We start from the raw sequence: 24,312 nt of genomic DNA, 5'->3' as shown, positions 1-24,312 counted from the left end.
AGAGAAAGTACGGTGGCAAAAGCAAGAAGGAAACACCTGTAACCATGCCGAACACAGCAGTTAAGCTTCTTAACGCCGAGAGTAGTTGGTGGGAGACTGCCTGCGAGGGTAGGAAGCTGCCGTGCTTTTTTAATATTCCGGCTTAGCTCAGTTGGTAGAGCGCTTGACTGTTAATCAAGATGTCGTCAGTTCGAGTCTGACAGCCGGAGTTTTTTCTTGGAGTGTTGTCCGAGTGGCTTAAGGAGCATGATTGGAAATCATGTATATGGGCTTTACCTGTATCGAGAGTTCAAATCTCTCACACTCCGCTGTATAATGATAAAAGGCTGATACAGCAATGTATCTAGCCTTTTTATTTGCTTTCGCACGGCAAAAAGCAAAAAAAGTTAAATGTTTAATTTTCTAATTGAATCGATCGCATCATCTTTGTTCTTTTTGGTAATGTGAGTATAAATGTCTATAGTCATTTTTATGTTTTCATGGCCAAGAAGCATTTGAACTGTTTTAGGCTTAACATCAGTTTCGCTAATAAGTAGAGTAGCAAAGGTGTGGCGGAAGCCATGGACGGTGATTCGTCTTAATTGCGGATTAGCTTTATAGATTTTGTGCAGCCAGTTGCCTGGAGCTGTCAAATTATAGTAGTTTCCATTTTGTTCATGAAAAACTACTTTGTAGAATATTTTTTGCTTTTTGCGATAATCGATCAGTGCTTCAGCTAAATCCTGTGAAATCGGCAAAGTTCGTTTTGATTTTTTGCTTTTAGGCGGCTGCATGATAATCTTGTTATCTAAGCCATAAGCAAGAGTTTTATTAACTGAAAGTGTCATATTGTCTAAGTCAATATCTTTCCAGGTTAGTGCCAATGCTTCCGAGCGTCTCAAACCTGTCGATGACAGCAATTTAAAATATGTATAAGGTGTTATAGCATATTCTTTAGCAGCTGTCAGAAATTCTTCCAATTCTTCCCGCGTATAAACATTGTGCTCAATGTCTCTTCTGGGGCGGGTAGTTTTTTTAGGCATAATTATTCTTTTTGTGGGATTACTCTTAACATAGCCCAGTCGAATCGCATATTCGAATAATCTGCTAAGTATACGGACAGTTTCTTTGTATTTGACAATCTCTTTAGATTTGGCATCAGCAAATTTTTGGATCGTTTTAACTTGAATTTTATCTAAATACTTATCGCCAAAAGCAGGTTTAAGGTGATTGTGATATATTTGATTAACTTTATTAGCAGTTGACTGTTTTACCTGTCCCTTATAGTTATCAAACCAAAGAGCATAAATCTCATCAGTTTTGATTATCTTTGGTTTCTGATACCCGGTTGTACCATTGGCACGTAATTGGTCATAAGTGATTTTGGCATCGTTATAAGTCTTAAATCCTTGGCGAGTGATATTAACGCGCTTACCGTTTTCATCAATACCAAGATAGAGGTGGAACTTAAAAATACGTTCCCCTCTTTTATTTTTGTATTCTTTTATGTGTTCATCACGCTTGGGCATAATTTTCCTCCGTAATAGTTAAAAGATTAATAAGGAGTGTTGCTTATTGTTATATCGCTATGGTACCAATTCAAGAAAATTGCCAAAAACAAAACGGCAAAATTAAGACCACTGATAAACCAAAACCAGGAACTTTGTAAAAAGTAATATTTATATTTGAGTTTTTGCCAAAAAGCTAAGCCTCGTTTAATCAAACTCAGTTCTTGTCTTCGAAAGTAAAAAATGGTGATTGCTAACAAAAAATTGATAAAAGTAGTACTAAAAAATATTTGGTGTAAAAAATTCAGGTTTCATCCTTATTAATTTCAAACTTAAGTAATTGTAATTTTGTGATATTATGAACAAAAAAGAATTAATCTGACAGTTACTACGAAAATTTCGAAAAAAGCACAAAAATTTCTGGACAAGTCAAAAATGTTATGCTAAATTATTAAGAGTGGTCAGGAGATGACGACAATTTGGAGGATTAGCTCAGCTGGGAGAGCATCTGCCTTACAAGCAGGAGGTCACAGGTTCGAGCCCTGTATCCTCCATAAATAGTGGTGGTGTGAAATAAGTTTGCACCGCCATTATTTATGGAATGATAATATTGAATCAAATTATTTAATTTATCTTTTGATAGGTATATTATTAAATTGCCTTGATTCAGAAATATTGACCCGTTGGTCAAGTGGTTAAGACATCGCCCTTTCACGGCGGTAACATGGGTTCAAATCCCGTACGGGTCACTTTGGAGGATTAGCTCAGCTGGGAGAGCATCTGCCTTACAAGCAGGAGGTCACAGGTTCGAGCCCTGTATCCTCCATCGTTCTAGGATTACCGGATCTGCGGTGATCCTATTTTTTTACAAGAAGAACGAATTAGTTATCGGTTCAAGTCCTGAAAGGATCCATTAGTGGAGCTGCCTTGTAACCGAATAGTATTGTATATCTATAGGGGGACTACTATTATGGAAAAACGTTTATTTACCTCGGAATCAGTTTCTGAAGGACATCCTGATAAAATAGCGGATCAAATTTCGGATGCAATTTTAGATGCAATTATGGCTAAAGACCCTGAAGCTCATGTAGCATGTGAAACCATCGTTAATACTGGGATTGTTTATGTTTTTGGTGAAATATCAACAAGTGCATACGTTGATATCCAAGCAATTGTTCGTAAAACGGTTTTACGAATTGGCTACGATAAGCCTGAACTTGGTTTTGATGGTAATAACTGTGCTGTTTTGCTTGATATTGATGAACAGTCACCTGATATTGCACAGGGAGTGGATCATTCGCTTGAAACAAGGGAAAATAAGGATGACCAAGATCAACTTGACCAAATTGGCGCAGGTGACCAAGGATTAATGTTTGGTTTTGCAATTAAAGAAACGCCAGAACTGATGCCACTGCCAATTTCATTGGCTCATGCATTAATGCGACAAGTGTCTAAATTACGTAAAGATGGTACGTTGACTTGGTTGGAACCGGATGCGAAAGCCCAAGTTACTGTAGAGTATGATGAAAATAATAAACCGAAGCGCGTTGATACTGTCGTTATTTCAACGCAAACAAATGCTGAGGTAACCAATGAAGAAATCCGTCAGGCTATGATTGATTTAGTAATCAAAAAAGTCATTCCTGCAAAATATCTTGACAAAGAAACCAAGTACTTAATTAATCCTTCGGGCCGGTTCGTAATTGGTGGACCTAAAGGTGATTCAGGATTAACTGGTCGAAAAATTATCGTGGATACATACGGCGGATATGCTCGTCATGGTGGAGGAGCATTCTCAGGTAAGGATGCAACCAAAGTTGACCGTAGTGCTAGTTATGCTGCGCGCTACGTAGCCAAGAACATCGTTGCAGCTGGATTAGCATATCGCTGCGAGGTACAACTTGCCTACGCTATTGGTGTTGCAAATCCTGTATCAGTCATGATTGATACCTCAGGTACTGGTAAAGTAAGTGATGAATTGTTAACTAAAGCTGTTCGTCATATTTTTGATTTGCGTCCCGCAGGAATTATTAAAATGCTAGACTTGCGTCGGCCTATTTATGAACAAACTGCTGCCTATGGTCATTTTGGACGTACTGACATTGATTTGCCATGGGAACATACCGATAAAGTTCAGAAACTACTAGATTTTGTTCAAGAGAATAATTAGTTAGGATATGTAATTTTGAAAAAAACAAATGTATTAATAATTACACTTGCAATTTTTATGACAACCTTTATGTCTGCTATTGAGGGCACGATTGTCTCAACCGCTATGCCAACGATTGTTTCAGACCTTAATGGTCTAGAAATTATGAACTGGGTTGTTTCAATCTTCCTATTTATGACCGCTGTATCGACCCCGCTATATGGAAAATTATCAGATAGCATTGGTCGTAAACCAGTCTTTTTATTTGGGATAGCCTTATTTGTTGTTGGTTCTGCGCTTTGTGGTCAAGCACATAACATGATCGAACTAATTTTATTTCGCGTTATTCAAGGCTTAGGTTCTGGTGCTGTTCAACCGGTGGCAATGACGATTATTGCGGATTTATATAGTTTGGATAAACGTGCAAAAATGCTTGGCCTTAATTCTGGCTTTTGGGGAGTAGCCTCTGTTATTGCCCCACTTCTTGGTGGTTTTATTGTTCAAAAATTATCTTGGCATTGGGTTTTTTATATTAATGTTCCAATTGGACTGATTGCTTTCTTGTTAGTTGTAATATTCTTACATGAAAGTAAAGAAACTAAAAAGACCAGATTAGATATTCAAGGTACATTCTGGTTAGTCGCTTTATTGTTGGCTTTAATGTTTACACTTCAAGAGCTAAGTTCTCTGAGCCCAATATTTATCACTTTATTAGCAGCTTTAATTATTGTAAGTGCGATTGCCTTCTTCAAGGAAGAAAAACGAGCTACTGATCCAATTATGCCATTATCAATTTTAAAAGATCGAGAATTTCAAGCTGTAAATATGATTACACTCTTAATTTCAGGTGTAGTAATTGGCTTTGAATTTTATATCCCAACATGGATGCAAGGGATTAATGGCACATCTGCAACTATTGCCGGATTTGCTGTTACACCTAGTTCTGTAATGTGGGTCGTTGGCTCATTTGTAATCGGTGGATTACTTAAACACTGGGGTGTGCGTAAATCTTTCTTTGGGATGCTGACCCTACTCTTAATTGCTGACATACTCTTATTAGTAGTTCCAATCTATACACCATTTTGGGTCTTTTGCTTCATAGCAGTTATAAATGGCTTTGCCTTTGGATCAATTATTACTGCTGCGCAAGTCCGTTCACAGGTTTTAGTTGAGCCGCAAAACGTTGGTGTAGCAACATCCTTCAATACTTTAATGCGCTATCTAGGCCAAACCATGTTGGTGTCTATTTATGGTATTACTTTCAATACGGTTGTCGCAAACCAGATAGCTAAAAGACCAGAACTCACCCAAAACATGATGAACAAAATAGTGTCTGCAGCTAAGGCAAAAGAGTTGGCTACTAACTTGGTGCCGCAATTACGTCAGGTTCTATTCAGTGGTTTAAAAGGCGTTTATATCGTTTCACTAATTGCAATTATTTTGTCATTTATTTTCAATTGTATTTATAAAAGAAAATAATAAAATTTGAATGAAACAGTTTAGGAAGCTATTAATTAGCTGGATACTTTTTGATTAGTCCACTTTTGATTGTTTTAATCATAAAAGTAAAAAAACAGGCAAACTTTGCCTGTTTTTCTTTGACTACATATTTTATCATCATATTGATAACTTCTTAATTCTCTAAATAATAATGATATAAGAAAGAATAACCAATTAATAGAAAAGTAATTCCTTCTAAAAACCCACCCAATACGTCTGAAGGGTAATGGACGTGATCAAATATTCTGGTATAACCAATTAATAATGGAAAACACACCCAAACAATACACAAAACTACTTTTAACGGTTTGTTTTTAATTAATAGAATTGTTAAGATAATTAGAATTCCAAACAAGGTTGCACTGCCAACCGAATGTCCAGAAGGAAAGCTGTACCCGTGAGCTTCAACTAAGTGGTGTACGAATGGTCGATGACGGGCAATTGCATGTTTACTAATCCAGTTATAACCGTTAGCAGCTATCATGGTTCCAGCGGTAAAAAACATGTAAGCATATTTTTTAAAGATTATCAGAACTATACAGAGAATAATTGTTTCAATTGTAATAACACTGGTATTTCCCAAAACGGTAAATGTAGTTGCAAACTTGATATTAACCGGATTATTATTGCAGATTAGTTCAATTATGCTCTGATCAAATTGATAAATGAATTGGTTTTTCGATGCAACAAGCATTGCCCAAATAGCATATAAAACCAAAAAAATTGTTGCGGGAATAATTGTGTCTTTTCTTGAACGGTTGTCGGTAATCAATAACTTTCTCCTCTTATTTTTATACTTCGGTTAAATTATAATCATTATTGCTAAAAAAATAAAGCGATGTCGTGGCTTTCTCTATTTAATATACTTCTAAGACTGTCTTAGCCTCTTGCTTTTTCCCACATTTGTGGTAAATTATAATCATTAATTAAGTAAAGGATTAGGAACTAGTAACTATTATGCCTTGGAATAGAGAAGAGCCGGGTGGTGCAAGGCTTGCAAGACATGTAGCGAACTGAGCCTGAGTGATGCCTATCGTTTGCTATCCGCGTTAAGGAGCAACGAGGGTCACGCCATAGGGTGCGTGAAACTTAGGTGGTACCGCGATTATTCGTCCTATGAAATTTCATAGGACTTTTTTTATGAGGTAAAGTATGTACAATCACAAAGTTGTTGAGAAAAAATGGCAGGATTATTGGGCTAAAAATCAAACATTTAAAACAGGTAACGATCCTCAACGGAAAAATTATTATGCTTTAGATATGTTCCCTTTCCCATCAGGTAAGGGATTACACGTTGGTCATCCAGAAGGTTACACCGCAACGGATGTTGTTTCGCGAATGAAACGCAGCCAAGGATATAATGTTCTTCACCCAATGGGATGGGATGCTTTTGGATTGCCAACTGAACAGTATGCATTACAAACTGGTCAGGATCCAGCAGTTGTAACAAAGGAAAATATTACTAATTTTAAGCGCCAACTTAACAAACTTGGCTTTTCTTATGATTGGAACCGAGAAATTGCAACCAGTGATCCTAAATATTATAAGTGGACACAATGGACATTCGAGCAAATGTATAAAAATGGCTTAGCCTATGAAGCAGAGGTTCCAGTTAATTGGTCACCGGATTTGGGTACAGTTGTTGCTAATGAAGATATTGTTGATGGTAAAACTGAACGTGGTGGGTACCCAATTTATCGCCGTAATATGAAACAGTGGATGTTGCGGATTACTAAGTATGCAGATCGATTATTAGCTGGACTAGATAACCTTGATTGGCCAGAAAATATTAAAGAAATGCAGCGTAATTGGATTGGACGTTCAGTTGGAGCACAAGTTACCTTTAGAGTAGAAAATTCATCCGAAAAATTTGATGTTTTCACTACTCGCCCAGATACCCTATTTGGTGCTTCTTACGCTGTATTAGCTCCAGAAAATAAATTAGTCCAAAAAATCATGACGGCTGATCATCAAGCTGAAGTTGCAGCATATCTTAAACAAATTGAATCTAAGTCTGATCTCGAAAGAACTGACTTAAATAAAAGTAAGACCGGGGTCTTTACAGGAGCTTATGCAATTAATCCGGTAAATAATGAAAAAATTCCAATTTGGATTGCCGACTATGTTTTAGCAAGTTATGGTACCGGTGCGGTAATGGCTGTGCCAGCGCATGATACAAGAGACTATGAGTTTGCCCAAAAGTATAATTTGCCAATTAAAGCCGTAATTAAGGGCGGAAATATTTCTAAAGAAGCATATACTGGGGATGGTCCGCACTTTGACTCTGAATTTTTAAATGGGCTAACCATTGACGATGCAAAGAAGAAAATGGTGGCTTGGCTGCAAGAGCATAATGTTGGCCAAGAAAAAGTTAATTACAAGTTGCGTGATTGGGAATTTAGCCGTCAGCGTTACTGGGGTGAACCAATTCCGGTTATCCATTGGGAAGATGGTGAAACAACACTTGTCCCTGAAGATGAGCTGCCACTTGTATTACCACATGCAACTGATATTAAACCATCAGGCACTCCAGAAAGCCCGTTAGTAAACTTGAAAGACTGGGTTAATGTGGTAGATAAAAATGGCCGTAAGGGTAAGCGTGAAACCAATACAATGCCTAACTGGGCTGGTTCGTCGTGGTATTTCTTGCGTTACGTTGATCCGCATAATGATCAAAAATTAGCAGATTATGATTTGCTTAAACAGTGGTTACCAGTTGATTTGTACATTGGTGGCGCTGAGCATGCTGTCCGGCACTTGCTTTATGCTAGGTTTTGGAATATGGTTCTTTATGATCTTGGCGTTGTACCTAATGAAGAGCCATTCCAGCGCCTATACAACCAGGGGCTTATTTTGAAAGATCATGAAAAGATGTCTAAGTCCAAGGGCAACGTTGTTAATCCAGATGAAGTAATCGACGAATATGGTGCTGACAGTTTGCGTATGTATGAAATGTTTATGGGACCATTAGATGCTTCTATTGATTGGGACGATAATGGTCCAGCATCTACAAAGAAATTCCTGGATCGAATTTGGCGTCTTTTTGTAAATGACCTTGATCTTGAAGCTATTCCACAAGCCAATATTGTTAATGACAATGATGGTACTCTTGATAAAGTTTATAATGAAACTGTTAAAAAGGTAACTGAAGACTTTGAGGCTTTACACTTCAATACAGCAATTTCTCAACTAATGGTCTTTATCAATGAAGCCCAAAAAGCAAAACAAATTCCGCGAGAATATGCCGAAGGATTTATTACTTTGATTGCTCCAATAGCACCGCATATGATGGAAGAAATATGGCAAATCTTTGGTCATGAAGAATCGGTAACCTTTGCTAAGTGGCCAACTTATGATCCAGCTAAATTAGTTGAGTCAGTTGCTGAAATTATGGTTCAGGTTAATGGTAAGCTACGTGGAAACTTTAATGCCCCAGTGAATACAGCAAAAGATGAAGTAGAAAAACAGGCTTTAGCTTTGCCACATGTACAAAAGTTTTTAACTGGTAAAGAAGTCAAAAAAGTTATTGTTGTTCCAAATAAGATTGTCAATATCGTTGCTAAATAAAGTTAATTTTTCCTAAAATGGTTAGTATATTTGTTGTTAAGTAACGCTTTTGTTGCAAAATAGATTAGTTAGTAAACTAGATTTAGGGAATATTAATGAAAGAAAATAATTCAACAAAACAAAGCACGCAAGATGTCTTTATCAAGGGTAGTGCGTGGATGACTTTTGGTTCTATTACTTCGCGCATATTAGGAGCATTGTACATCATTCCATGGTTCCAATGGATGTCGCCTTATGGCAACATTGCCAATGCACTGACTGCACGAAGTTATAATATTTATAGTATTTTTATTCTAATTTCAACTGCAGGAATTCCGGGAGCAGTTGCAAAACAAGTTGCAAAATATAATGCAATGAATGAGTATGGAGTCGGCCGTAAGCTGTTTCGCCGAGGACTAGTTTTGATGGTCATCCTGGGAGTCATATCAGCTGCAGTGATGTATTTTGCCTCGCCTCTTTTGGCTTCAAATGGGTCAAGAAGTGATCCAAGGCAAGTTGCCGTGATGCGGAGTTTGTCTTATGCCATTTTGATAATTCCAATTTTGAGTATCATGCGAGGTTATTTTCAAGGGTATGCAGATATGATGCCGTCGGCTTTATCACAATTTATTGAGCAATTGGCACGAGTAGTTTGGATGTTGTTGACAGCTTATGTGATTATGCAAGTACAACACGGTAACTTTGTTGATGCCGTGGTGCAATCAAACCTAGCAGCAGCTATAGGTGCATTTTTTGGAATTGTTATTTTAGCTTGGTTTTTACTTTCTCGACGGAAAAATTTAAATTATTTGGTTGAAAATTCAGAAAACAAAATACAGGTTTCAACCTTTGCATTGTTTTCTGAAATAATTGAGCAAGCCATTCCGTTTATTATTATTGATGCTGGAATCCAACTTTTTTATTTAGTAGATCAATACACTTTTCACCCAATGATTGCTAGTTTGACTCATGCTAGCTACAATACGATTGAAATATGGTATGCACTGTTTGCGCTTAATGCTAACAAATTAATTATGATTATTGTTTCACTTGCCAGTGCAATGGCTGTCACTGCTATACCATTGCTTTCGGCTGCAAGAGCAAAACACGATTATCATAGCATTTCCGATCAGGTTGGTAATACGCTCGATTTGTTCTTGTTTGTAATGATTCCAGCTGCATTTGGAATGGCCAGTATTGCTACACCAGTTTATACTATTTTCTACGGTTATGATCAATTAGGATCAAATGTCTTATATTTATCATCTTTTACAGCTATCACTTTGGGTTTATTTACTGTATTAATGGCAATCCTTCAGGGATTATCAGAAAATAGTTTGGCAATCAAATATTTGATATTAGGGATTTTGATTAAGTTAATAATCCAATATCCAATGATTTATGTTTTTAAAATTTTCGGCCCCCTAATTGCAACTAATTTCGGCATGCTGGTTATTATTTTCTTGGCTCTTAAACATCTTGAAGTGACTTTTGATTTTAACAAGGACAGAACGAGTCGACGCTTTATCGGAATTACTGTTTTCTCATTAATTATGTTTTTCGGCGTCTTATTAATGCAAAAAGGCTTAGAAATATTCTTGAAGCCAACTAGGAGTTTGCCAGCACTTGTGATTGTCGTAGCTTCAATCATTGTTGGTGGGTTAATATATGGTATTGCTGCAATAAAATCGAACTTGGCCCAAAAAATATTGGGTGACAAGGTTGTCCCTATATTACGTAAATTACATCTTAAAGCATAGAAAAACGCTATTGCCCTGTTTGAGTAATAGCGTTTTTGGTTTGAATTGCAAAAAGAAAAGCTTTTTGCTGCCCCTGCCAAGGAACTTTATTTTAACAGTTAAATTAGGTATGTACAACCTTAAAGTTGACGATATTCACCATCGTCATTTGGATCATGTTTGGGTTTAGAAGGCATAACAATCGCGGCAATAAGATACATTATTAAGCCAAATTGTGTGCAAAAAGCTAAAACACCGCCACCAATTCTTGTCCAAGCCTTGTCCCAGCCAAAGTATTCAGCAATACCACCAAATACACCTGCAACGATTCTATCATTAGATTTAGTTAGCTGTTTGTTCATGATTTTTTAAGTACCCATAATAGTCTTATCGCGAATGGACTATTATTCATTCCTTTCTGACATTATAATAATACAATTATGTTAAAATAGCAAAGTAAAGTCTGATAATACACAAAAAGACTAATCCATATGGATTAGTCTTTATTAATTATTAAATGCCCCGAAAAAGATTCGAACTTTCACTTAGTTACCTAAACAGCGACCTGAACGCTGCGCGTCTGCCAATTCCGCCATCGGGGCTAATTATATTAAAACCAGTAATAATAATACCAAAAATTTGGTAAAATGTAAGCATAAAACGCAAATAAATTTCAAAAACATTCTGAAAGGGGTTTTATCTCATTGAAGCATAAAATCAAAAATATAACTTTGGTTCTAGTTGCGATAATTGGGCTGCTTTTACCGATAAGAACAGTTAGCGCCCAAGAAGTACCGACTAATTATCATCATGATCAATTAGACCTAAAAGCGAAATCTGCTATTGCAATCGATAGTAAAAGTGGACAAATTCTATATGGAAAAAATGTCAATCAATCATTACCAATTGCATCAATGACTAAATTAGTGACGGTTTATTTGACCCTTAAGGCTATAGATGAGGGAAAAATCAAGTGGGATACAACTTTACAGCCTACAAGGCAAATTGTTGCTGTTTCTACTAATCGTGATTTTTCCAACGTCCCACTAAGAATGGGGCATTCTTATAATATTCAGCAGCTTTATCAAGCAACTCTCATAGAATCGGCTAATGGTGCGGCAATGATGCTTGCCCAAGCTGTTAGTGGTTCACAACTAGCCTTTGTTAAGCAAATGCGTATGCAATTGCAAAAGTGGGGAATTAATGATGCCAAAATTTATACAACCTGCGGCTTGCCTAATAAGAGTGTAGGTACAGATGCTTATCCAAATGTGACTGGCAACGCTGAAAATATGATGTCAGCAAAAGATATGGCAGTTGTGGGACAACATTTAGTTAATGACTTTCCAGAAATAATTAAAACAACAAAAATTCCACGCCTCGACTTTATTGATCAGAATTTCAAAACACCGATGACTAATTTTAATTGGATGCTTAAAGGCTTGCCCCAATATCACTCACAATTAAAAATTGATGGTTTAAAAACTGGCACAACAGATGCGGCTGGTGCCTGCTTTATTGCAACAGCTAAACATGCAGGTGCACGACTAATTACGGTTGTTATGGGAGCACGTCATTTAAATGGTACTGATCCAGCACGTTTTGAACAGACTGATATACTTTTGCGTTATCTGTACCACAATTACCATCCAGTTGTATTTCATCAAAATGAGGTGATTATGGGAGAAACAACTATTAAGGTCAATGCTGGTCAAAAAAAACAAGTTGGAATCGGAATGAAACAAAATAGTGTAATTTGGGTACCAACTAATCAGCAATTAAAGGCGAGATTAACTAATGAAACAGTTGATGCTCCTGTTAAAGTTGGCCAAATTGTTAGCTCATATAATTTTACCGCGGGTGGTTCAAAATTAATTTCTCTTAATAACCCTGATGGTATAAAGTTACCGGTTAGGGCTTTACAATCAACGACAAAAGTTAACATTTTTGTTCGGTTTTGGCGCTGGCTTTTTGGTGGATAGAATGATTGAAATTTCGCAAGCTGTATTGACTAAGGTTATTAAAAAGCGACGTAGTAAGAGTCACAAGGGTGACTATGGCCGCGTAATGCTAATTGGAGGTAATGAAAATTATGGTGGTGCCATTATCATGGCAGCTGAAGGAGCGCTAAATAGTGGAGCTGGATTGGTGGTAGTGGTGACTCACTCTCTTAATTTGACTGCCTTACATGCTAGGGATCCAGAAATTATGTATCTTGATTGGCACCAACACAATATTTCCGATTTAATTAAAAAAATGGATGTTATTGTCTGCGGCCCTGGGCTAGGTCTTAAAGAGACGGCAAAAAATTTGCTGAAATTGCTTTGTCAAGAGATAACAAGTCATCAAACGCTAGTTCTAGATGCTAATGCACTAGATTTAATTGCAGCTAATCACCAGCTGTTACCAGAGAAAGCGGGTAAAATTATCCTTACTCCGCATCAAATGGAGTGGCAACGTCTTAGCCAAATTCATATTCCATTTCAAACCGATGCAGCAAATTTGGCAGCGCTAAATAATCTTTTTCCTAGAAAAAATGCTATTTTAGTGTTAAAGTCCAATCACACTAAGATTTATGATTCTAATGGTCAGATTTATCTTAATCCTTTGGGTAACCCGGGAATGGCTATTGGTGGTATGGGAGATACTTTAGCTGGAATTATTGGTGGCTTTACAGCACAGTTTGGTGCTGGAATTGATTCGATTTTAGCAGCAGTATATCTTCATTCCTTAGCTGGTGATAAGATTGCTCAAACGGAATATATAGTTAAACCAACGAAGTTAAGTGCATTAATCCCACATTTGATGAAAGAATACGGTAGCTAACAATATTTTATAAATTAATTTGAGTTTGGAGAGATTAAGCCAGTATGAAAAATAATCTTTTAAAGCCAATTACATATTTTCTTATCTTGTTAATTTGTGTAATTAGTCTTGCGCGAATTTCCATGCCTAATAGTTCTAATGATGTCAGTGATTCCTCGACTAAGAAAATTTCCACTTTAAAAACTCCTGCGTCATATCGACCATATCATGATCCTAAGAACTTACGAGTACCATATAATTGGCGTAGAACTAGTCAAACTGGACCATATCCACATATAAAACGTTTAGAGAATGATTTGACAATTAGGGTTTCGCTTAAAGGTAATCGAGTTTATATACTGCGTGGTAATACAAGGGTCTATACAATGATTGCAAGTGCTGGTTTGTTTAAAAACGGCAAGTCACTAACACCGACTGGAACTTTCAAGATTAATCATAATCGGGGCTCCTCTTTTTATAATCCTCAATTGAACGAAGGCGCCAAGAACTGGGTAAGCTGGAGTAATGATGATACCTATCTTTTCCATTCTGTGCCAACCAAAAGTAATGGTAAATATAATATTAACCAAGCACGCAAATTAGGAGTGCAACCTGGTTCGCATGGCTGCATAAGGTTGAGTGTACCCGATTCGCGTTGGATTGTTGAACATGTCCCAGCTGAAACAAAAGTGGTAATTAAAAATAATTAAAAGTATTGGCTTGAACGTCTTTTCCTGTTATAATCTGAAATTGAAGAAGTTAGAAGTAGTAAGCAATTATGTTCACTCAGCGAGTTCGTGGTGGTGTGAGACGAACGAAAGAATTGTCTGAAGGCGTGTCTAACGGTAAATTTAACAAATTTAATAAGCGGATACTTTATCGTATCAAATAGAGTGGTACCGCGGGTGAAAACTCGTCTCTTCCTTCGTAATGAAGGAAGAGTTTTTTATTTGTCTTAGGAGGTAAAGATGAATTTCAAAACTAAAGTGGTTAAGTTAATAGCAAGTCAAGTTGATTTGCCTAAAGAGAAGATTAATCAATTAATTGAACGTCCTAAAAACGAAAAGTTGGGTGATTATGCTTTTCCAGCGTTTACATTGGCAAAAGTGTTGCATCAAAATCCAGTTGAAATTGCTCAAGGTATTGCCGAAAAGTTACAAAGTGAAGATTTTGCCAGTATTCAGGCAGTTGGACCATATGTTAACTTTGCTATTAATCATGAAAAGTTGATTTCACAAACTCTACAAGAAGTATTAACTCAAAAAGAGCATTATGGTGACCAACATTTAGGCGAGGGCAATGTTCCTATCGATATGTCTAGCCCTAATATTGCTAAGCCGATGTCAATGGGGCATTTACGTTCAACTGTGATTGGTAATTCGATTGCAGAAACCCTAAAAAAGGTGGGTTATACTCCAATTAAAATAAACCATTTGGGTGATTATGGTACTCAATTTGGTAAGTTAATCTCTGCTTATAAACATTGGGGTAATGAAGAAGATGTCAAAAAAGATCCAATTATGAATCTGTTTAAGTATTACGTTAAATTTCATGAAGAGGCTGAAAAAAATCCAGAACTTGATGATGAGGGACGTTCTTGGTTTAAAAAATTAGAAAAAGGAGATCCAGAAGCCGTTAAATTATGGCAATGGTTCCGTGATGTCTCCTTAGCTGATTTCAAGCGGATTTATCAAGAGTTAGGGGTTACCTTTGATTCGTATAAAGGTGAAGCTTTCTTCAACGACAAGATGCAGCCGGTAATTGACGAACTAAAAGAAAAAGGTTTACTGCATGAATCACGAGGTGCTCAAGTTGTTGATATGGGGGAAGATGAAAATCCTGCCATGATTGTGAAATCTGATGGTAGTAGTATTTATTTAACGCGGGATTTGGCTGCCGCAATTTATCGAATGAAAACTTATAATTTCGTCAAAATGCTTTATGTTGTCGGTAATGAGCAAGCACATCACTTCGTTGAATTGAAAACTGTTTTAAAGAAAATGGGATATGATTGGTCAGATGAAATTTATCATGTTCCGTTTGGGTTAATTACACAAAATGGAAAAAAGTTATCTACCAGAAAAGGCAATGTTGTATTCTTAGATCAAGTGTTACAAGATGCAGTAAATCTTGCGCGTGAGCAGATCAATGAGAAAAATCCATCATTGGCTAATAAAGAGCAAGTTGCTCATGATGTCGGGGTTGGTGCCGTTGTTTTTCACGATTTAAAGAATGATCGAATTGAAAACTTTGACTTTGACTTAGATGAAGTAGTACGCTTTGAGGGTGATACCGGTCCTTATGTACAATACACTAATGCGCGTGCGCAAAGCGTTTTGCGTAAAGGTGAAGAATTGAGGAAAAAACCGAGTTTAGATGGTGTACAGCTTGATGATAACTGGGCTTTCGGTGTGGCAAAATCATTGGCCGATTTCCCAAGAATTATTAAACGCAGTAGTGAAAAATTTGAGCCTTCTGTGATTGCCAAATATTCATTGGATTTGGCTAAAAAGTTCAATAAATACTATGCTAACGTGAAGATATTAGTTAATGATGATCAAATCAATTCTCGCTTAGCACTTGTTCAAGCAACTTCTTTAGTCTTAACGGAAGCACTTCGGTTATTAGGTGTTAACGCACCAAAAGAAATGTAAATAAACATTTTTAAATAATAGCGTTTACACCAGATAAAACCTTGTTCAATATTTAATTAATACGGTACAATAAGGCTGTAAGTTTAATAGGAGGAATTTATCAATGGCATATTTAGATAATGGTAATCAAATTTTTAAAGATGCGCGTAAGAACCACTATGCAGTTGGTGCTTATAACACTAACAACTTAGAATGGACACGTGCAATTTTACAAGCGGCTGAAGAAACTAGAACTCCAGTATTAATTCAAGTTTCAATGGGTGCTGCTAAGTATATGGGTGGCTACAAGATAGCTAAGAATATTGTTGAAGATTCAATTGACGCAATGGACATTTCTGTTCCAGTTGTATTGAATCTTGACCACGGTGACTTTGAAGCAGCTAAGGAATGTATTGCTCTTGGCTATTCATCAGTTATGTTTGATGGTCATGCTTTACCAACTGAAGAAAATTTAGCTAAGACTAAAGAAATCGTTAAGCTGGCTCATGAACGTGGAATTTCAGTTGAAGCTGAAATTGGTAAAATTGGTGAAAACCAAGGCTCAGAAGGTGGAGAACTTGCTTCTGTTGAAGATGCCAAGACTTTCGTTGCTGCTGGTGTTGACAAGCTTGCTTGTGGTATCGGTAATATTCACGGTGTTTACCCAAGTGACTGGAAAGGCTTGAACTTTGACCGCTTGAAGGAAATTGCTGATGCAGTTCCAGCTCCACTTGTATTGCACGGTGGTTCTGGTATTCCTGAAGAACAAGTTAAGAAAGCTATCTCACTTGGTATTTCTAAGGTTAACATCAATACTGAGTTCCAATTAGCATTCCAAGCAGCTACACGGAAATACTTCGAAGCTCACAAGGATGAAGACAAGGCTAACAAGGGTTACGATCCTCGTAAGTTGTTACTTCCTGGTACTGAAGCAATTACTGACTCAATGAAAGAAATGATTACTTGGCTTGGTACTCCATCAATTGATGACAAGATTAAGTCAGCTGCATTTGACAAGAGTTCATTAAACTTAGAATAATTGCTATTTAGTTTATAAAATATATAAAAAAGGCTAACTCGATTATGGAGTTGGCCTTTTTTATATCTAATGGGGTAGATATTAGTACAAAAATTTTATCAAATTTTTCTTCAGAATTAATACCCTTTCAGATATTATTGCGTTAATAGTTATTTAAAACTACATCAATATACAAGAATATTTGATATGAATAATTTCTTCAATATGTCTTTAACGTAGGTTATTTCAAGTGATAGACTTTTGTTAGTTTTAGCGGTAGTAATAGAAAAGTCAATTTTAACTTTATCAGAAGGTAACTTAATGTAGTTAATATTGCTGTAGCAAGTATTTTGAACAGCTTCTAAACAAGTTGACATATTGCCAAGTCCTTTTCCAGCAAGCTTGAGAGCAGTGATGGAATCTCGAACATGAATTTTAGGGTAAAAACTAATTCCCATTTCATAAAAATAATTATCAACAATTTCTTGATAGCCTTGCTGACTATCAACTACAATAAAATTTTCGTGATTAAGCTGTTGCAATTCTTGTGGACTTACTTGAATTTCTTTTTTATGAGGATGATATAAATGGGAGTTTTTGCTTAAAACCAAGACCTGTTTATCGGTATATATTTGTTCACATTCAGTATTAGGAAGATGAATAATATTGCCAACAAATAAATCTAGTTGATAGTCCTTAAATGCTTTTTTTGCTTCTATCGTGCCTATTTCAATAGTTTCGGTGTTTAAAGCGGGAAATTTTTTTAATAATTCAGGTAGTATTGTTAAATTGAAGTTTTGACCTAAAGGAGGGGTAATACCCATTCGTAAGGTGGAAAAATGCTTATTTTGGAATTGGTGAACTTCTACTTCAAATTGTCTTTCTAATTGTAAACTTTTACGTAAGTGTTTAATTAAAAGATGACCAGCGGGAGTTATTTGTATTGGATATGAATTTCTATCAATTAAAGTAACATTATATTTTTGTTCATATTTTTTTATAACGCGACTAATGTACGGCTGTGTCAAATATAGCTTTTGTGCAGCTTCAGAAATAGAATTACTAGTTTCAATGGTTTCTAAAAACAGTAGTAATCGATTATTCATATTTAACGCCTATTCCTATTTAGTAATATTAATTTTAATAACTAAGCATTTAACATACATTAAATTATAGTGTTAAATAAAAATGTAGGCAAGATTAATGAATAAATGGAGAAATTTTATGATTAATACAAAAAAAGTTAAATGGGATGCAACTTATGATGTCGTTGTATTAGGTTTTGGTGGTGCTGGTGCTGTTGCCGCCAGATTTGCTGCAGATAATGGTGCAAAGGTTCTTTTAGTAGATAGTGCACCAGAAGGACATGAGGGTGGTAACACACGTTATTCAGCTCAATTAATTGGTACAGGAAGCGATTTTGCTAGTACTAAAAAATATTACCAAAATTTAACGGCACCAATGTCTCTTGACGAAGATATGATCGATACTTTTGTTAAGGGAATGATTGATATGCCAAATTTTGTTGCTAAATACTTAGAAACAAAACCGTGCAGTGCAAAAGAATATGCACCTGAACTAAGTGAATCTTATCGAGAATACCCTGAATTAAAGGGCTCTGAGTCGTATAACTACACAACTGTTCGTAAAAGCTATTTTGATGCATCTTTGTGGCAAGTTTTAAAAGATCAAGTAATTAAACGTCAAGATCAAATCGACGTTTTGTATAATACACCTGCTGAAAAGTTAGTCCAGGATCACGAAAGCCACCAAATTACTGGTGTTGTTATCAAGCGTAATGGGAAGTTACTTTGTGTCAGAGCAAAAAATGGTGTTGTTCTGGCTACTGGTGGTTTCGAAAATAATCAACGAATGGTAGAAGATTACTTAGGGGCTAAAAATCTAGCACCATTGGGTACACTTTATAATAAGGGTGACGGTATTCGTATGTCACAAGAAGTTGGGGCTGATTTTTGGCATATGAATAATTTCGAAGCACTTGGATTACTTCATGGTATGGCTTTTGCAGTGCCAAAAGGTGAGCGTGCTCGTTTACTCCTTGGTCAGCAAAATAAAGTTGTTTCAACAGGAAGTGTATTAGTTGTTGGTGATGACGGTACACGATATTTCAATGAAGCTGAAGAAAATAGACATGGACATATTAAAAACCATGGTCAATGGAAAGTGCCATTAAATCAAGAACATCCGTATCTTATTTTTGATGAAACAAAAAAGAAAGAACTTGATTCTGATGAAATTATTGGTGAATACAAGATATATACTCAAAATGTGATTTCTGCAGATTCAATAGAGCAATTAGCTGAAAAAATTGATGTTGATCCTAAAATTCTTAGCGATACGTTAAAACGATTTAATCAATCAGCGAAAGAACAAAATGATCCAGAATTTCGACGTGATCCGACAACGATTTGTGCACTAACTGGTAAAAAAATTTATGCTGTTGGTTTGGAACAAACAGTGCTTAATACTCAAGGTGGACCAAGAAGAAACACTAAAGCTGAAGTTTTAGATACAGAAGGGAAACCAATTCCTCACTTGTATTCAGCAGGTGAATTAGGAGGACTATGCGCAAATCAATATCAAGGTGGAGGTAACCTAGCTGAGTGTTTGATTTGGGGTAAAATTGCTGGTGAAGAAGCTGCTCAAAGAAAAGAAGGAGACGCTTCTGTGGATATTGCTACTGGTACTTCAGAACATGAGGTATGTCTAACTTCAGATCTCAAACAAGAAGATTATCCGACCACTAAGAATCAATACATAGGTAGATCTAGTCGAGGGATGGGTGACGAAATAGTTGTTCGCGTAACAGTGGATGAAGAGAAAAATTTAAAAAATATTGAAGTTTTAAAGCAGGCAGAATCTGATGACTATGGCTTAAAGGCCATTAAGACGATGCCAGCTGAGATGATAAGGCAAAATAAAGTAGATGTTGATACAGTATCAGGAGCATCGAGTTCAAGTCGTGGATTAAAAGATGCAGTCAATGATGCTTTAAATAAGATAAAATAGCCTAACGACCATCAATGAGGAACTTTATTGAAATGGATGTTAAATAATAAGTGAAACAGCACTAAGCTATCTTATAGCTTAGTGCTGTTTTTATAATTAATAATCCGGATTAAATATTTCTTGGAAGTGAAAAACCTCATTACTAAAATTATATTTAAGAACGGAACAATTTTTGATCCGATCTTTACGTTCAAAGGAATTATATGCAGACCATTTTTTATAAAAATTCGCAATCGCAGCGCCGTGAGAAACGATTAGAATATGTTTTTTGGTGGAAGTTGTGACAATAGTTGAAATAGCTTGATTAATGCGTTCAGTCAACTGCTTTTGTGATTCACCGCCAAATTGCACGAAAAAGTCATTATATGGTAACGGTGGGTTAAGGTGTTCACCCTCCCCCTCATAAGTACCAAAATTCCATTCACGCAACTCTTTGTGTGTTTTAAAAGGAAGATTAGTAATAATTTTTAAGGTGTCAATTGCTCGTTCTGAAGTCGAACAGTGAGCCTCATCTAGTGGTATATGTAGCTTTTCAAAATATTCTTTTTTAGTTGCTTGAGCTTGTTTAATCCCAAGTTCTGTAAGTGGGGAATCGCAAAAGCCTTGAATTTTATGTTGAACGTTAAAAAGAGTTTGTCCATGACGGACTAAATAAACTGATTTCATAATTTATACCTTCTTAGTATTTAAATTTTAATTTTATTGTATCTAAAAAATGGTAAAATAAGCAATTCCGCTTAAAATAAAGTGAACTTTCTTACTTGACTTAAAGTTGAATTGAAGAGATATACTTTAATATATGGAGGAAAAAATATGATTTTAGATGAAACTTTGATATTGAATAATGGTGTAAAAATTCCCAAGCTTGCTTTGGGCACTTGGGAAATTGCTGATAATCAAGTAGCAGATGTGGTAGAAACTGCTTTGCAACTAGGATATCGTCATATTGATACTGCTCAGGCTTATGGTAATGAAGCCGGAGTTGGGAAAGGTATCAAAAATTCTGGAATTAAGCGTGAAGAAATCTTTGTTAATTCCAAAGTAGCAGCCGAAATCAAAAATTATGATGAAGCCAAAAAATCGATTGACGATACTTTATTAAAGATGGGTTTAGATTATCTTGACATGATGATTATTCATAATCCTCAGCCATGGATAGAAGTAAACCAATCAGATGATCGTCATTATGAAGGAAATCTTGAAACTTGGAGAGCCTTAGAAGACGCTATAAAGGCAGGAAAGCTTAGAGCTATTGGGGTTTCTAGCTTTCAACCTGATGATTTGCGTAATTTACTTGCTCACAGTGATACTAAACCAATGGTTAACCAGATTTTGTGTCATATTGGGGCAACACCAAGAGATCTAATTGATTTTTCGCAAGATCATGAAATTGCAGTGGAAGCATTCTCGCCCGTTGCTCATGGAGCGGCTTTAAATGATCCGCTAATTGAACAAATGGCAAAAAAATATCAGGTATCGGTTGCACAATTGTGTATTCGTTATGACTGGCAATTAAATACAATTGTTTTACCTAAAGCTTCAAGTCGTGCGCATATTAAACAAAATACGGAACTGGAATTCACAATTAGTGATGAGGACATGGCAACACTAGAGCAAGTTAGAAGCCTAGATTACGGTTCTGCTGGTCATTTTCCTGTATTTGGTGGGAAACTATAGTAAGCATTAATTTAAAGGGTGCCAAAAGATTTGGCGCCTTTTTTATGTTGGTGCTAAATATTAATGTTGCAAGAGCGCTTTTTTGAATTCTTGTTGAAGGATGGAAATAACGTAATCGATTTCAAAAGAAAGGTGACTCTTTGCTTTTGCTGTAGAAACTGAAAAGTTAATATTGACTTCAGAAGGTGGTAATTTAATAAAAATAATTATGGGGGTTAGTTATATACTGTATATTTTTGATACTTATTGTTATATTACCTAATTTTCAGCAATTTAATTACAAGAAACTTGAGAATCACAAGTATGAATAAGGTTTGATAACAACGATTACTATCTGTAATTAATAAAATTTTCATTCTTGGTAATAACTATTTTGCTAGCTAAATAATTCACAAACTATAATTATAGTGGTTTAATAAATTTGTAAACAATCAATTATTAGTATAGGAGATTTATTATGAGTAATAATGAAAAATTTCAATGGGATGCAGTATATGATGTTGCTGTTCTTGGCTTTGGTGGTGCCGGTGCTACGGCAGCAAGATTTGCTGCCGATAATGGTGCAAAAGTATTACTAGTTGACAGTGCGCCTGAAGGTCATGAAGGAGGAAATACCCGTTACTCAGGTCAAATGGTTGGTGCCGGAACTGATTATAATGCTTTAAAAAATTATCATGAACACCTAGCTGCACCTTTAAAACCTGATAAAGCAGCTTTTGATAATTTTATTGAGGGAATGGCTAATATGGGGGACTACTTTAGAAAGTATTTAGATGTTGAGCCCGTTAGCATGAAGAAGTTATTAGCGGGCACGCCTTCGACGGCTTATGTAACTGAATATCCTGAGTTGCCGGATGCAGATTCGTATGATGATTATTTGGTTCACGAAGGAGTTGATGATGCAGCTTTATGGAAAATTTTGCGTCAAAAGGTTTTAGAGCGGTCAGAAAGAATTGATATTTGGTATGCTTCACCTGCTAAACACTTAATTCAAGATGGGATAACTAAGACAGTTATCGGTGTGCAAATTGAACGTAATCATGTTTTACGTAATATCAAGGTTAAGAATGGTGTTGTTCTTGCTACAGGGGGCTTTGAAAATAACAAAGAAATGATTCAAACGTTCTTGCAAGCACCATATTTGTCACCAATTGGCAGTTTATATAACAAGGGTGATGGCATTAAAATGCTTGAGGAAGTAAACGCTCAACTCTGGAATATGCGTTCATTTGAGTCGCTAGGACAATTTCATGGTTTATCATTACGGCAAAAAGAGGGCTTACGGTCGACATATGCACTCAATGTCTTTTGGCAAGAAAGTTTTATGGGCAGTGTAATTGTCGTGGGTGATGATGGTACACGTTATTTCAATGAAGCAGAAATGAACCGTCATGGTCACATTTATAACCATGGTGATTGGGCAGTTCCGTTAAATCAGAATCAACCATATATGATTTTTGATCAACGAAAGTATGACGAACTTAAAAATGAACCAGAAAACAGTTTTAAGGTGCCTGGTTACTTGGAAAAAGCGATTAAAGCAGATACGTTGGCTGAACTAGCAGAAAAAATTGGTAAAAAACAAGAAAAGTTGCAAATGACAGTTACTGAGTTTAATTTTATGGCTCAACAAGGAAAAGATTATGCCTTTCATCGTGATCCGAAAACTTTACGAGCATTTAGTGCTGAGGGACCTTATTACGCGATTGCTTTAAGACAAAATATGCTTAATACTCAAGGTGGCGGTCGCCGTAATGGACATGCTCAAGTCTTAAATCCAGATGGTCAGCCAATCCCACATTTATATGAAGCAGGTGAGTTAGGTGCTCCGTTTGTTAATAAGTACACAACGGGTGGCAATGTTGCTGATTGTTTAATTTCAGGTAAAATTGCAGGTGAAAATGCGGCCACTATTAAACAAGACATACCTATATTTGGCGGCTTAAATTTGAATGATGCAATTATAAATAATGATTTTAATTCTACAAGTGATGAGGATAAACAACAATATTCAGTTGGCAAAAATCAATACTTGGGCTTCAGTAATCAAGGCATGGGCGATGGTGTAGTAGTTCGTACAACTGTTGATAATGAAGGAAAGATAAAGAACGTTGAAATACTAAAACAAACAGAAAGTGATGACTATGGTTTAAAGGCTGTAAAGGAATTGCCAAAGAAAATGATTGAAGAAAATACTTATGATGTTGATGCTATTTCTGGTGCTTCTCAAACTAGTCGGGCAATCAAAGAAGCCGTGAAGGATTCATTAAGTAAAATAATTAAACGTTAACTGAATAAAGATATGATTTGTATTATTCAGACACTAATTTCAAATAAAAAGGTTTGTTGTTTTTATCTTAGTTAGATAATTTATACAATTATAAAGATAATTTCAAAATAAAAAAGGCAGATAATGCCTTTTTTTGTTGCTTTTAAGAATAACATAATTTTAATCAATTATTAATAACCTTTGTTATCAAAGAGTTTATGTTTACTTTTTCTTCGCTTATTTGCTTTATTTTATTAATTCTTGTTTACTTATTTAGTAATTGCTAAACCCATGCTAGTAACTAATTAGCTTTAATTAAATACAGCTTTTTCAGAATTTACAATTTTTCCTAATAACGGTAATTCTATATTACTTTTTTTTTTTTTTTTATATACTCTGTACGATCCCGCAAATTGATATATCATAAACTTAAGCGCATTTAGTAATAGCTTTCATTTC

The 24,312-nt window shown here is 35.8% G+C and carries 17 protein-coding genes, 6 tRNA genes, 1 rRNA gene and 1 riboswitch; of the genes, 18 read left to right on the top strand and 6 right to left on the bottom strand.

Annotated features, from left to right (window positions below; all coding sequences use genetic code 11):
- Nucleotides 1–8 precede the first annotated feature (8 nt).
- From rrf to F5ESL0246_RS05875, 3 genes are all read left to right on the top strand, one after another.
- Nucleotides 9–125: ribosomal RNA gene (gene rrf, locus F5ESL0246_RS05885) — 5S ribosomal RNA — on the top strand.
- Nucleotides 126–136: 11 nt separating this feature from the next.
- A tRNA-Asn gene (locus tag F5ESL0246_RS05880) sits at nucleotides 137–209 on the top strand.
- A gap of 9 nt (nucleotides 210–218) precedes the next feature.
- A tRNA-Ser gene (locus F5ESL0246_RS05875) sits at nucleotides 219–308 on the top strand.
- A gap of 78 nt (nucleotides 309–386) precedes the next feature.
- Here F5ESL0246_RS05875 and F5ESL0246_RS05870 read toward each other — a convergent pair.
- Nucleotides 387–1,508, bottom strand: a complete 1,122-nt coding sequence (locus tag F5ESL0246_RS05870; RefSeq protein ID WP_122018603.1) for a site-specific integrase — start codon at nucleotides 1,506–1,508, stop codon at nucleotides 387–389.
- A 460-nt stretch (nucleotides 1,509–1,968) separates the two neighbouring features.
- On the opposite strand from F5ESL0246_RS05870, the gene F5ESL0246_RS05865 reads away from it, so the two are divergent.
- The 5 genes from F5ESL0246_RS05865 (at nucleotide 1,969) to F5ESL0246_RS05845 (ending at nucleotide 5,115) form a co-directional block, all read left to right on the top strand.
- A tRNA-Val gene (locus F5ESL0246_RS05865) sits at nucleotides 1,969–2,041 on the top strand.
- A gap of 123 nt (nucleotides 2,042–2,164) precedes the next feature.
- Nucleotides 2,165–2,236: transfer RNA gene (locus F5ESL0246_RS05860), tRNA-Glu, on the top strand.
- A 4-nt stretch (nucleotides 2,237–2,240) separates the two neighbouring features.
- A tRNA-Val gene (locus F5ESL0246_RS05855) sits at nucleotides 2,241–2,313 on the top strand.
- Nucleotides 2,314–2,373: 60 nt separating this feature from the next.
- Nucleotides 2,374–2,460, top strand: a riboswitch (SMK box riboswitch).
- Nucleotides 2,458–3,657: a methionine adenosyltransferase gene (gene metK / locus F5ESL0246_RS05850; protein ID WP_122018601.1), complete on the top strand. Its 1,200-nt coding sequence runs from the start codon at nucleotides 2,458–2,460 to the stop codon at nucleotides 3,655–3,657. It overlaps the preceding riboswitch by 3 nt.
- 15 nt (nucleotides 3,658–3,672) lie before the next feature.
- On the top strand, nucleotides 3,673–5,115 hold the full coding sequence (locus F5ESL0246_RS05845) for an MDR family MFS transporter (protein WP_122018599.1): 1,443 nt from the start codon (nucleotides 3,673–3,675) through the stop codon (nucleotides 5,113–5,115).
- A 154-nt stretch (nucleotides 5,116–5,269) separates the two neighbouring features.
- Here the strand turns inward: F5ESL0246_RS05845 and F5ESL0246_RS05840 are convergent, their stop codons facing one another.
- Nucleotides 5,270–5,908 carry a phosphatase PAP2 family protein gene (locus F5ESL0246_RS05840; protein ID WP_233551600.1) on the bottom strand — a complete coding sequence of 213 codons (639 nt, stop codon included), beginning with the start codon at nucleotides 5,906–5,908 and terminating at the stop codon, nucleotides 5,270–5,272.
- A gap of 380 nt (nucleotides 5,909–6,288) precedes the next feature.
- On the opposite strand from F5ESL0246_RS05840, the gene leuS reads away from it, so the two are divergent.
- Nucleotides 6,289–8,703 (top strand): leucine--tRNA ligase, encoded by a 2,415-nt coding sequence (gene leuS / locus F5ESL0246_RS05835; protein ID WP_122018597.1) that lies wholly within the window; start codon nucleotides 6,289–6,291, stop codon nucleotides 8,701–8,703.
- Between the two features lie 95 nt (nucleotides 8,704–8,798).
- Nucleotides 8,799–10,442 (top strand): polysaccharide biosynthesis protein, encoded by a 1,644-nt coding sequence (locus F5ESL0246_RS05830; RefSeq protein ID WP_122018595.1) that lies wholly within the window; start codon nucleotides 8,799–8,801, stop codon nucleotides 10,440–10,442.
- A 119-nt stretch (nucleotides 10,443–10,561) separates the two neighbouring features.
- On the opposite strand, the gene F5ESL0246_RS05825 is transcribed toward F5ESL0246_RS05830, so the two are convergent.
- Nucleotides 10,562–10,783 (bottom strand): PspC domain-containing protein, encoded by a 222-nt coding sequence (locus tag F5ESL0246_RS05825; protein WP_122018592.1) that lies wholly within the window; start codon nucleotides 10,781–10,783, stop codon nucleotides 10,562–10,564.
- A 156-nt stretch (nucleotides 10,784–10,939) separates the two neighbouring features.
- A tRNA-Leu gene (locus F5ESL0246_RS05820) sits at nucleotides 10,940–11,023 on the bottom strand.
- 96 nt (nucleotides 11,024–11,119) lie between these two features.
- On the opposite strand from F5ESL0246_RS05820, the gene F5ESL0246_RS05815 reads away from it, so the two are divergent.
- The 5 genes from F5ESL0246_RS05815 to fba all read left to right on the top strand — a co-directional run bounded on the left by F5ESL0246_RS05815 (nucleotide 11,120) and on the right by fba (nucleotide 16,898).
- Complete coding sequence (locus F5ESL0246_RS05815; RefSeq protein ID WP_122018590.1) at nucleotides 11,120–12,403, top strand: serine hydrolase; 1,284 nt, start codon at nucleotides 11,120–11,122, stop codon at nucleotides 12,401–12,403.
- A gap of 1 nt (nucleotide 12,404) precedes the next feature.
- On the top strand, nucleotides 12,405–13,247 hold the full coding sequence (locus tag F5ESL0246_RS05810; protein ID WP_122018588.1) for an NAD(P)H-hydrate dehydratase: 843 nt from the start codon (nucleotides 12,405–12,407) through the stop codon (nucleotides 13,245–13,247).
- Between the two features lie 44 nt (nucleotides 13,248–13,291).
- Nucleotides 13,292–13,936 carry a L,D-transpeptidase gene (locus tag F5ESL0246_RS05805; protein ID WP_122018586.1) on the top strand — a complete coding sequence of 215 codons (645 nt, stop codon included), beginning with the start codon at nucleotides 13,292–13,294 and terminating at the stop codon, nucleotides 13,934–13,936.
- A 258-nt stretch (nucleotides 13,937–14,194) separates the two neighbouring features.
- Nucleotides 14,195–15,880, top strand: coding sequence for an arginine--tRNA ligase (gene argS / locus F5ESL0246_RS05800; protein WP_122018585.1), 1,686 nt, complete (start codon nucleotides 14,195–14,197; stop codon nucleotides 15,878–15,880).
- A gap of 103 nt (nucleotides 15,881–15,983) precedes the next feature.
- On the top strand, nucleotides 15,984–16,898 hold the full coding sequence (gene fba, locus F5ESL0246_RS05795) for a class II fructose-1,6-bisphosphate aldolase (protein ID WP_122018584.1): 915 nt from the start codon (nucleotides 15,984–15,986) through the stop codon (nucleotides 16,896–16,898).
- Between the two features lie 164 nt (nucleotides 16,899–17,062).
- On the opposite strand, the gene F5ESL0246_RS05790 is transcribed toward fba, so the two are convergent.
- Nucleotides 17,063–17,983: a LysR family transcriptional regulator gene (locus F5ESL0246_RS05790; protein WP_122018583.1), complete on the bottom strand. Its 921-nt coding sequence runs from the start codon at nucleotides 17,981–17,983 to the stop codon at nucleotides 17,063–17,065.
- A gap of 118 nt (nucleotides 17,984–18,101) precedes the next feature.
- Between F5ESL0246_RS05790 and F5ESL0246_RS05785 the strand changes: the two genes are divergently transcribed.
- On the top strand, nucleotides 18,102–19,907 hold the full coding sequence (locus F5ESL0246_RS05785; protein WP_122018582.1) for an FAD-binding protein: 1,806 nt from the start codon (nucleotides 18,102–18,104) through the stop codon (nucleotides 19,905–19,907).
- A gap of 96 nt (nucleotides 19,908–20,003) precedes the next feature.
- On the opposite strand, the gene F5ESL0246_RS05780 is transcribed toward F5ESL0246_RS05785, so the two are convergent.
- Entirely contained in the window at nucleotides 20,004–20,573 is a 570-nt protein-coding gene (locus tag F5ESL0246_RS05780) for a histidine phosphatase family protein (protein WP_369916915.1), read from the bottom strand.
- Between the two features lie 147 nt (nucleotides 20,574–20,720).
- Here F5ESL0246_RS05780 and F5ESL0246_RS05775 point away from each other — a divergent pair, with 147 nt between their 5' ends.
- Together F5ESL0246_RS05775 and F5ESL0246_RS05770 are read left to right on the top strand one after the other, a co-directional pair.
- On the top strand, nucleotides 20,721–21,584 hold the full coding sequence (locus F5ESL0246_RS05775; RefSeq protein WP_122018580.1) for an aldo/keto reductase: 864 nt from the start codon (nucleotides 20,721–20,723) through the stop codon (nucleotides 21,582–21,584).
- A gap of 457 nt (nucleotides 21,585–22,041) precedes the next feature.
- Nucleotides 22,042–23,874, top strand: coding sequence for an FAD-binding protein (locus F5ESL0246_RS05770; RefSeq protein ID WP_122018579.1), 1,833 nt, complete (start codon nucleotides 22,042–22,044; stop codon nucleotides 23,872–23,874).
- Nucleotides 23,875–24,312 lie beyond the last annotated feature (438 nt).

The organism is Lactobacillus sp. ESL0246 (assembly GCF_003692965.1).
Taxonomy (GTDB): domain Bacteria; phylum Bacillota; class Bacilli; order Lactobacillales; family Lactobacillaceae; genus Lactobacillus.
Note: the sequence above shows the minus strand (reverse complement) of the source record. Positions and strands in the feature narration are given on the sequence as shown.

Coding starts and splice junctions, on each gene's coding strand:
- F5ESL0246_RS05870 (WP_122018603.1), bottom strand. CDS start 1,508: ATGCCCAAGCGTGATGAACACATAAAAGAATACAAAAATAAAAGAGGG.
- metK (WP_122018601.1), top strand. CDS start 2,458: ATGGAAAAACGTTTATTTACCTCGGAATCAGTTTCTGAAGGACATCCT.
- leuS (WP_122018597.1), top strand. CDS start 6,289: ATGTACAATCACAAAGTTGTTGAGAAAAAATGGCAGGATTATTGGGCT.
- F5ESL0246_RS05830 (WP_122018595.1), top strand. CDS start 8,799: ATGAAAGAAAATAATTCAACAAAACAAAGCACGCAAGATGTCTTTATC.
- F5ESL0246_RS05825 (WP_122018592.1), bottom strand. CDS start 10,783: ATGAACAAACAGCTAACTAAATCTAATGATAGAATCGTTGCAGGTGTA.
- F5ESL0246_RS05810 (WP_122018588.1), top strand. CDS start 12,405: ATGATTGAAATTTCGCAAGCTGTATTGACTAAGGTTATTAAAAAGCGA.
- F5ESL0246_RS05805 (WP_122018586.1), top strand. CDS start 13,292: ATGAAAAATAATCTTTTAAAGCCAATTACATATTTTCTTATCTTGTTA.
- argS (WP_122018585.1), top strand. CDS start 14,195: ATGAATTTCAAAACTAAAGTGGTTAAGTTAATAGCAAGTCAAGTTGAT.
- fba (WP_122018584.1), top strand. CDS start 15,984: ATGGCATATTTAGATAATGGTAATCAAATTTTTAAAGATGCGCGTAAG.
- F5ESL0246_RS05790 (WP_122018583.1), bottom strand. CDS start 17,983: ATGAATAATCGATTACTACTGTTTTTAGAAACCATTGAAACTAGTAAT.
- F5ESL0246_RS05785 (WP_122018582.1), top strand. CDS start 18,102: ATGATTAATACAAAAAAAGTTAAATGGGATGCAACTTATGATGTCGTT.
- F5ESL0246_RS05780 (WP_369916915.1), bottom strand. CDS start 20,573: ATGAAATCAGTTTATTTAGTCCGTCATGGACAAACTCTTTTTAACGTT.
- F5ESL0246_RS05775 (WP_122018580.1), top strand. CDS start 20,721: ATGATTTTAGATGAAACTTTGATATTGAATAATGGTGTAAAAATTCCC.
- F5ESL0246_RS05770 (WP_122018579.1), top strand. CDS start 22,042: ATGAGTAATAATGAAAAATTTCAATGGGATGCAGTATATGATGTTGCT.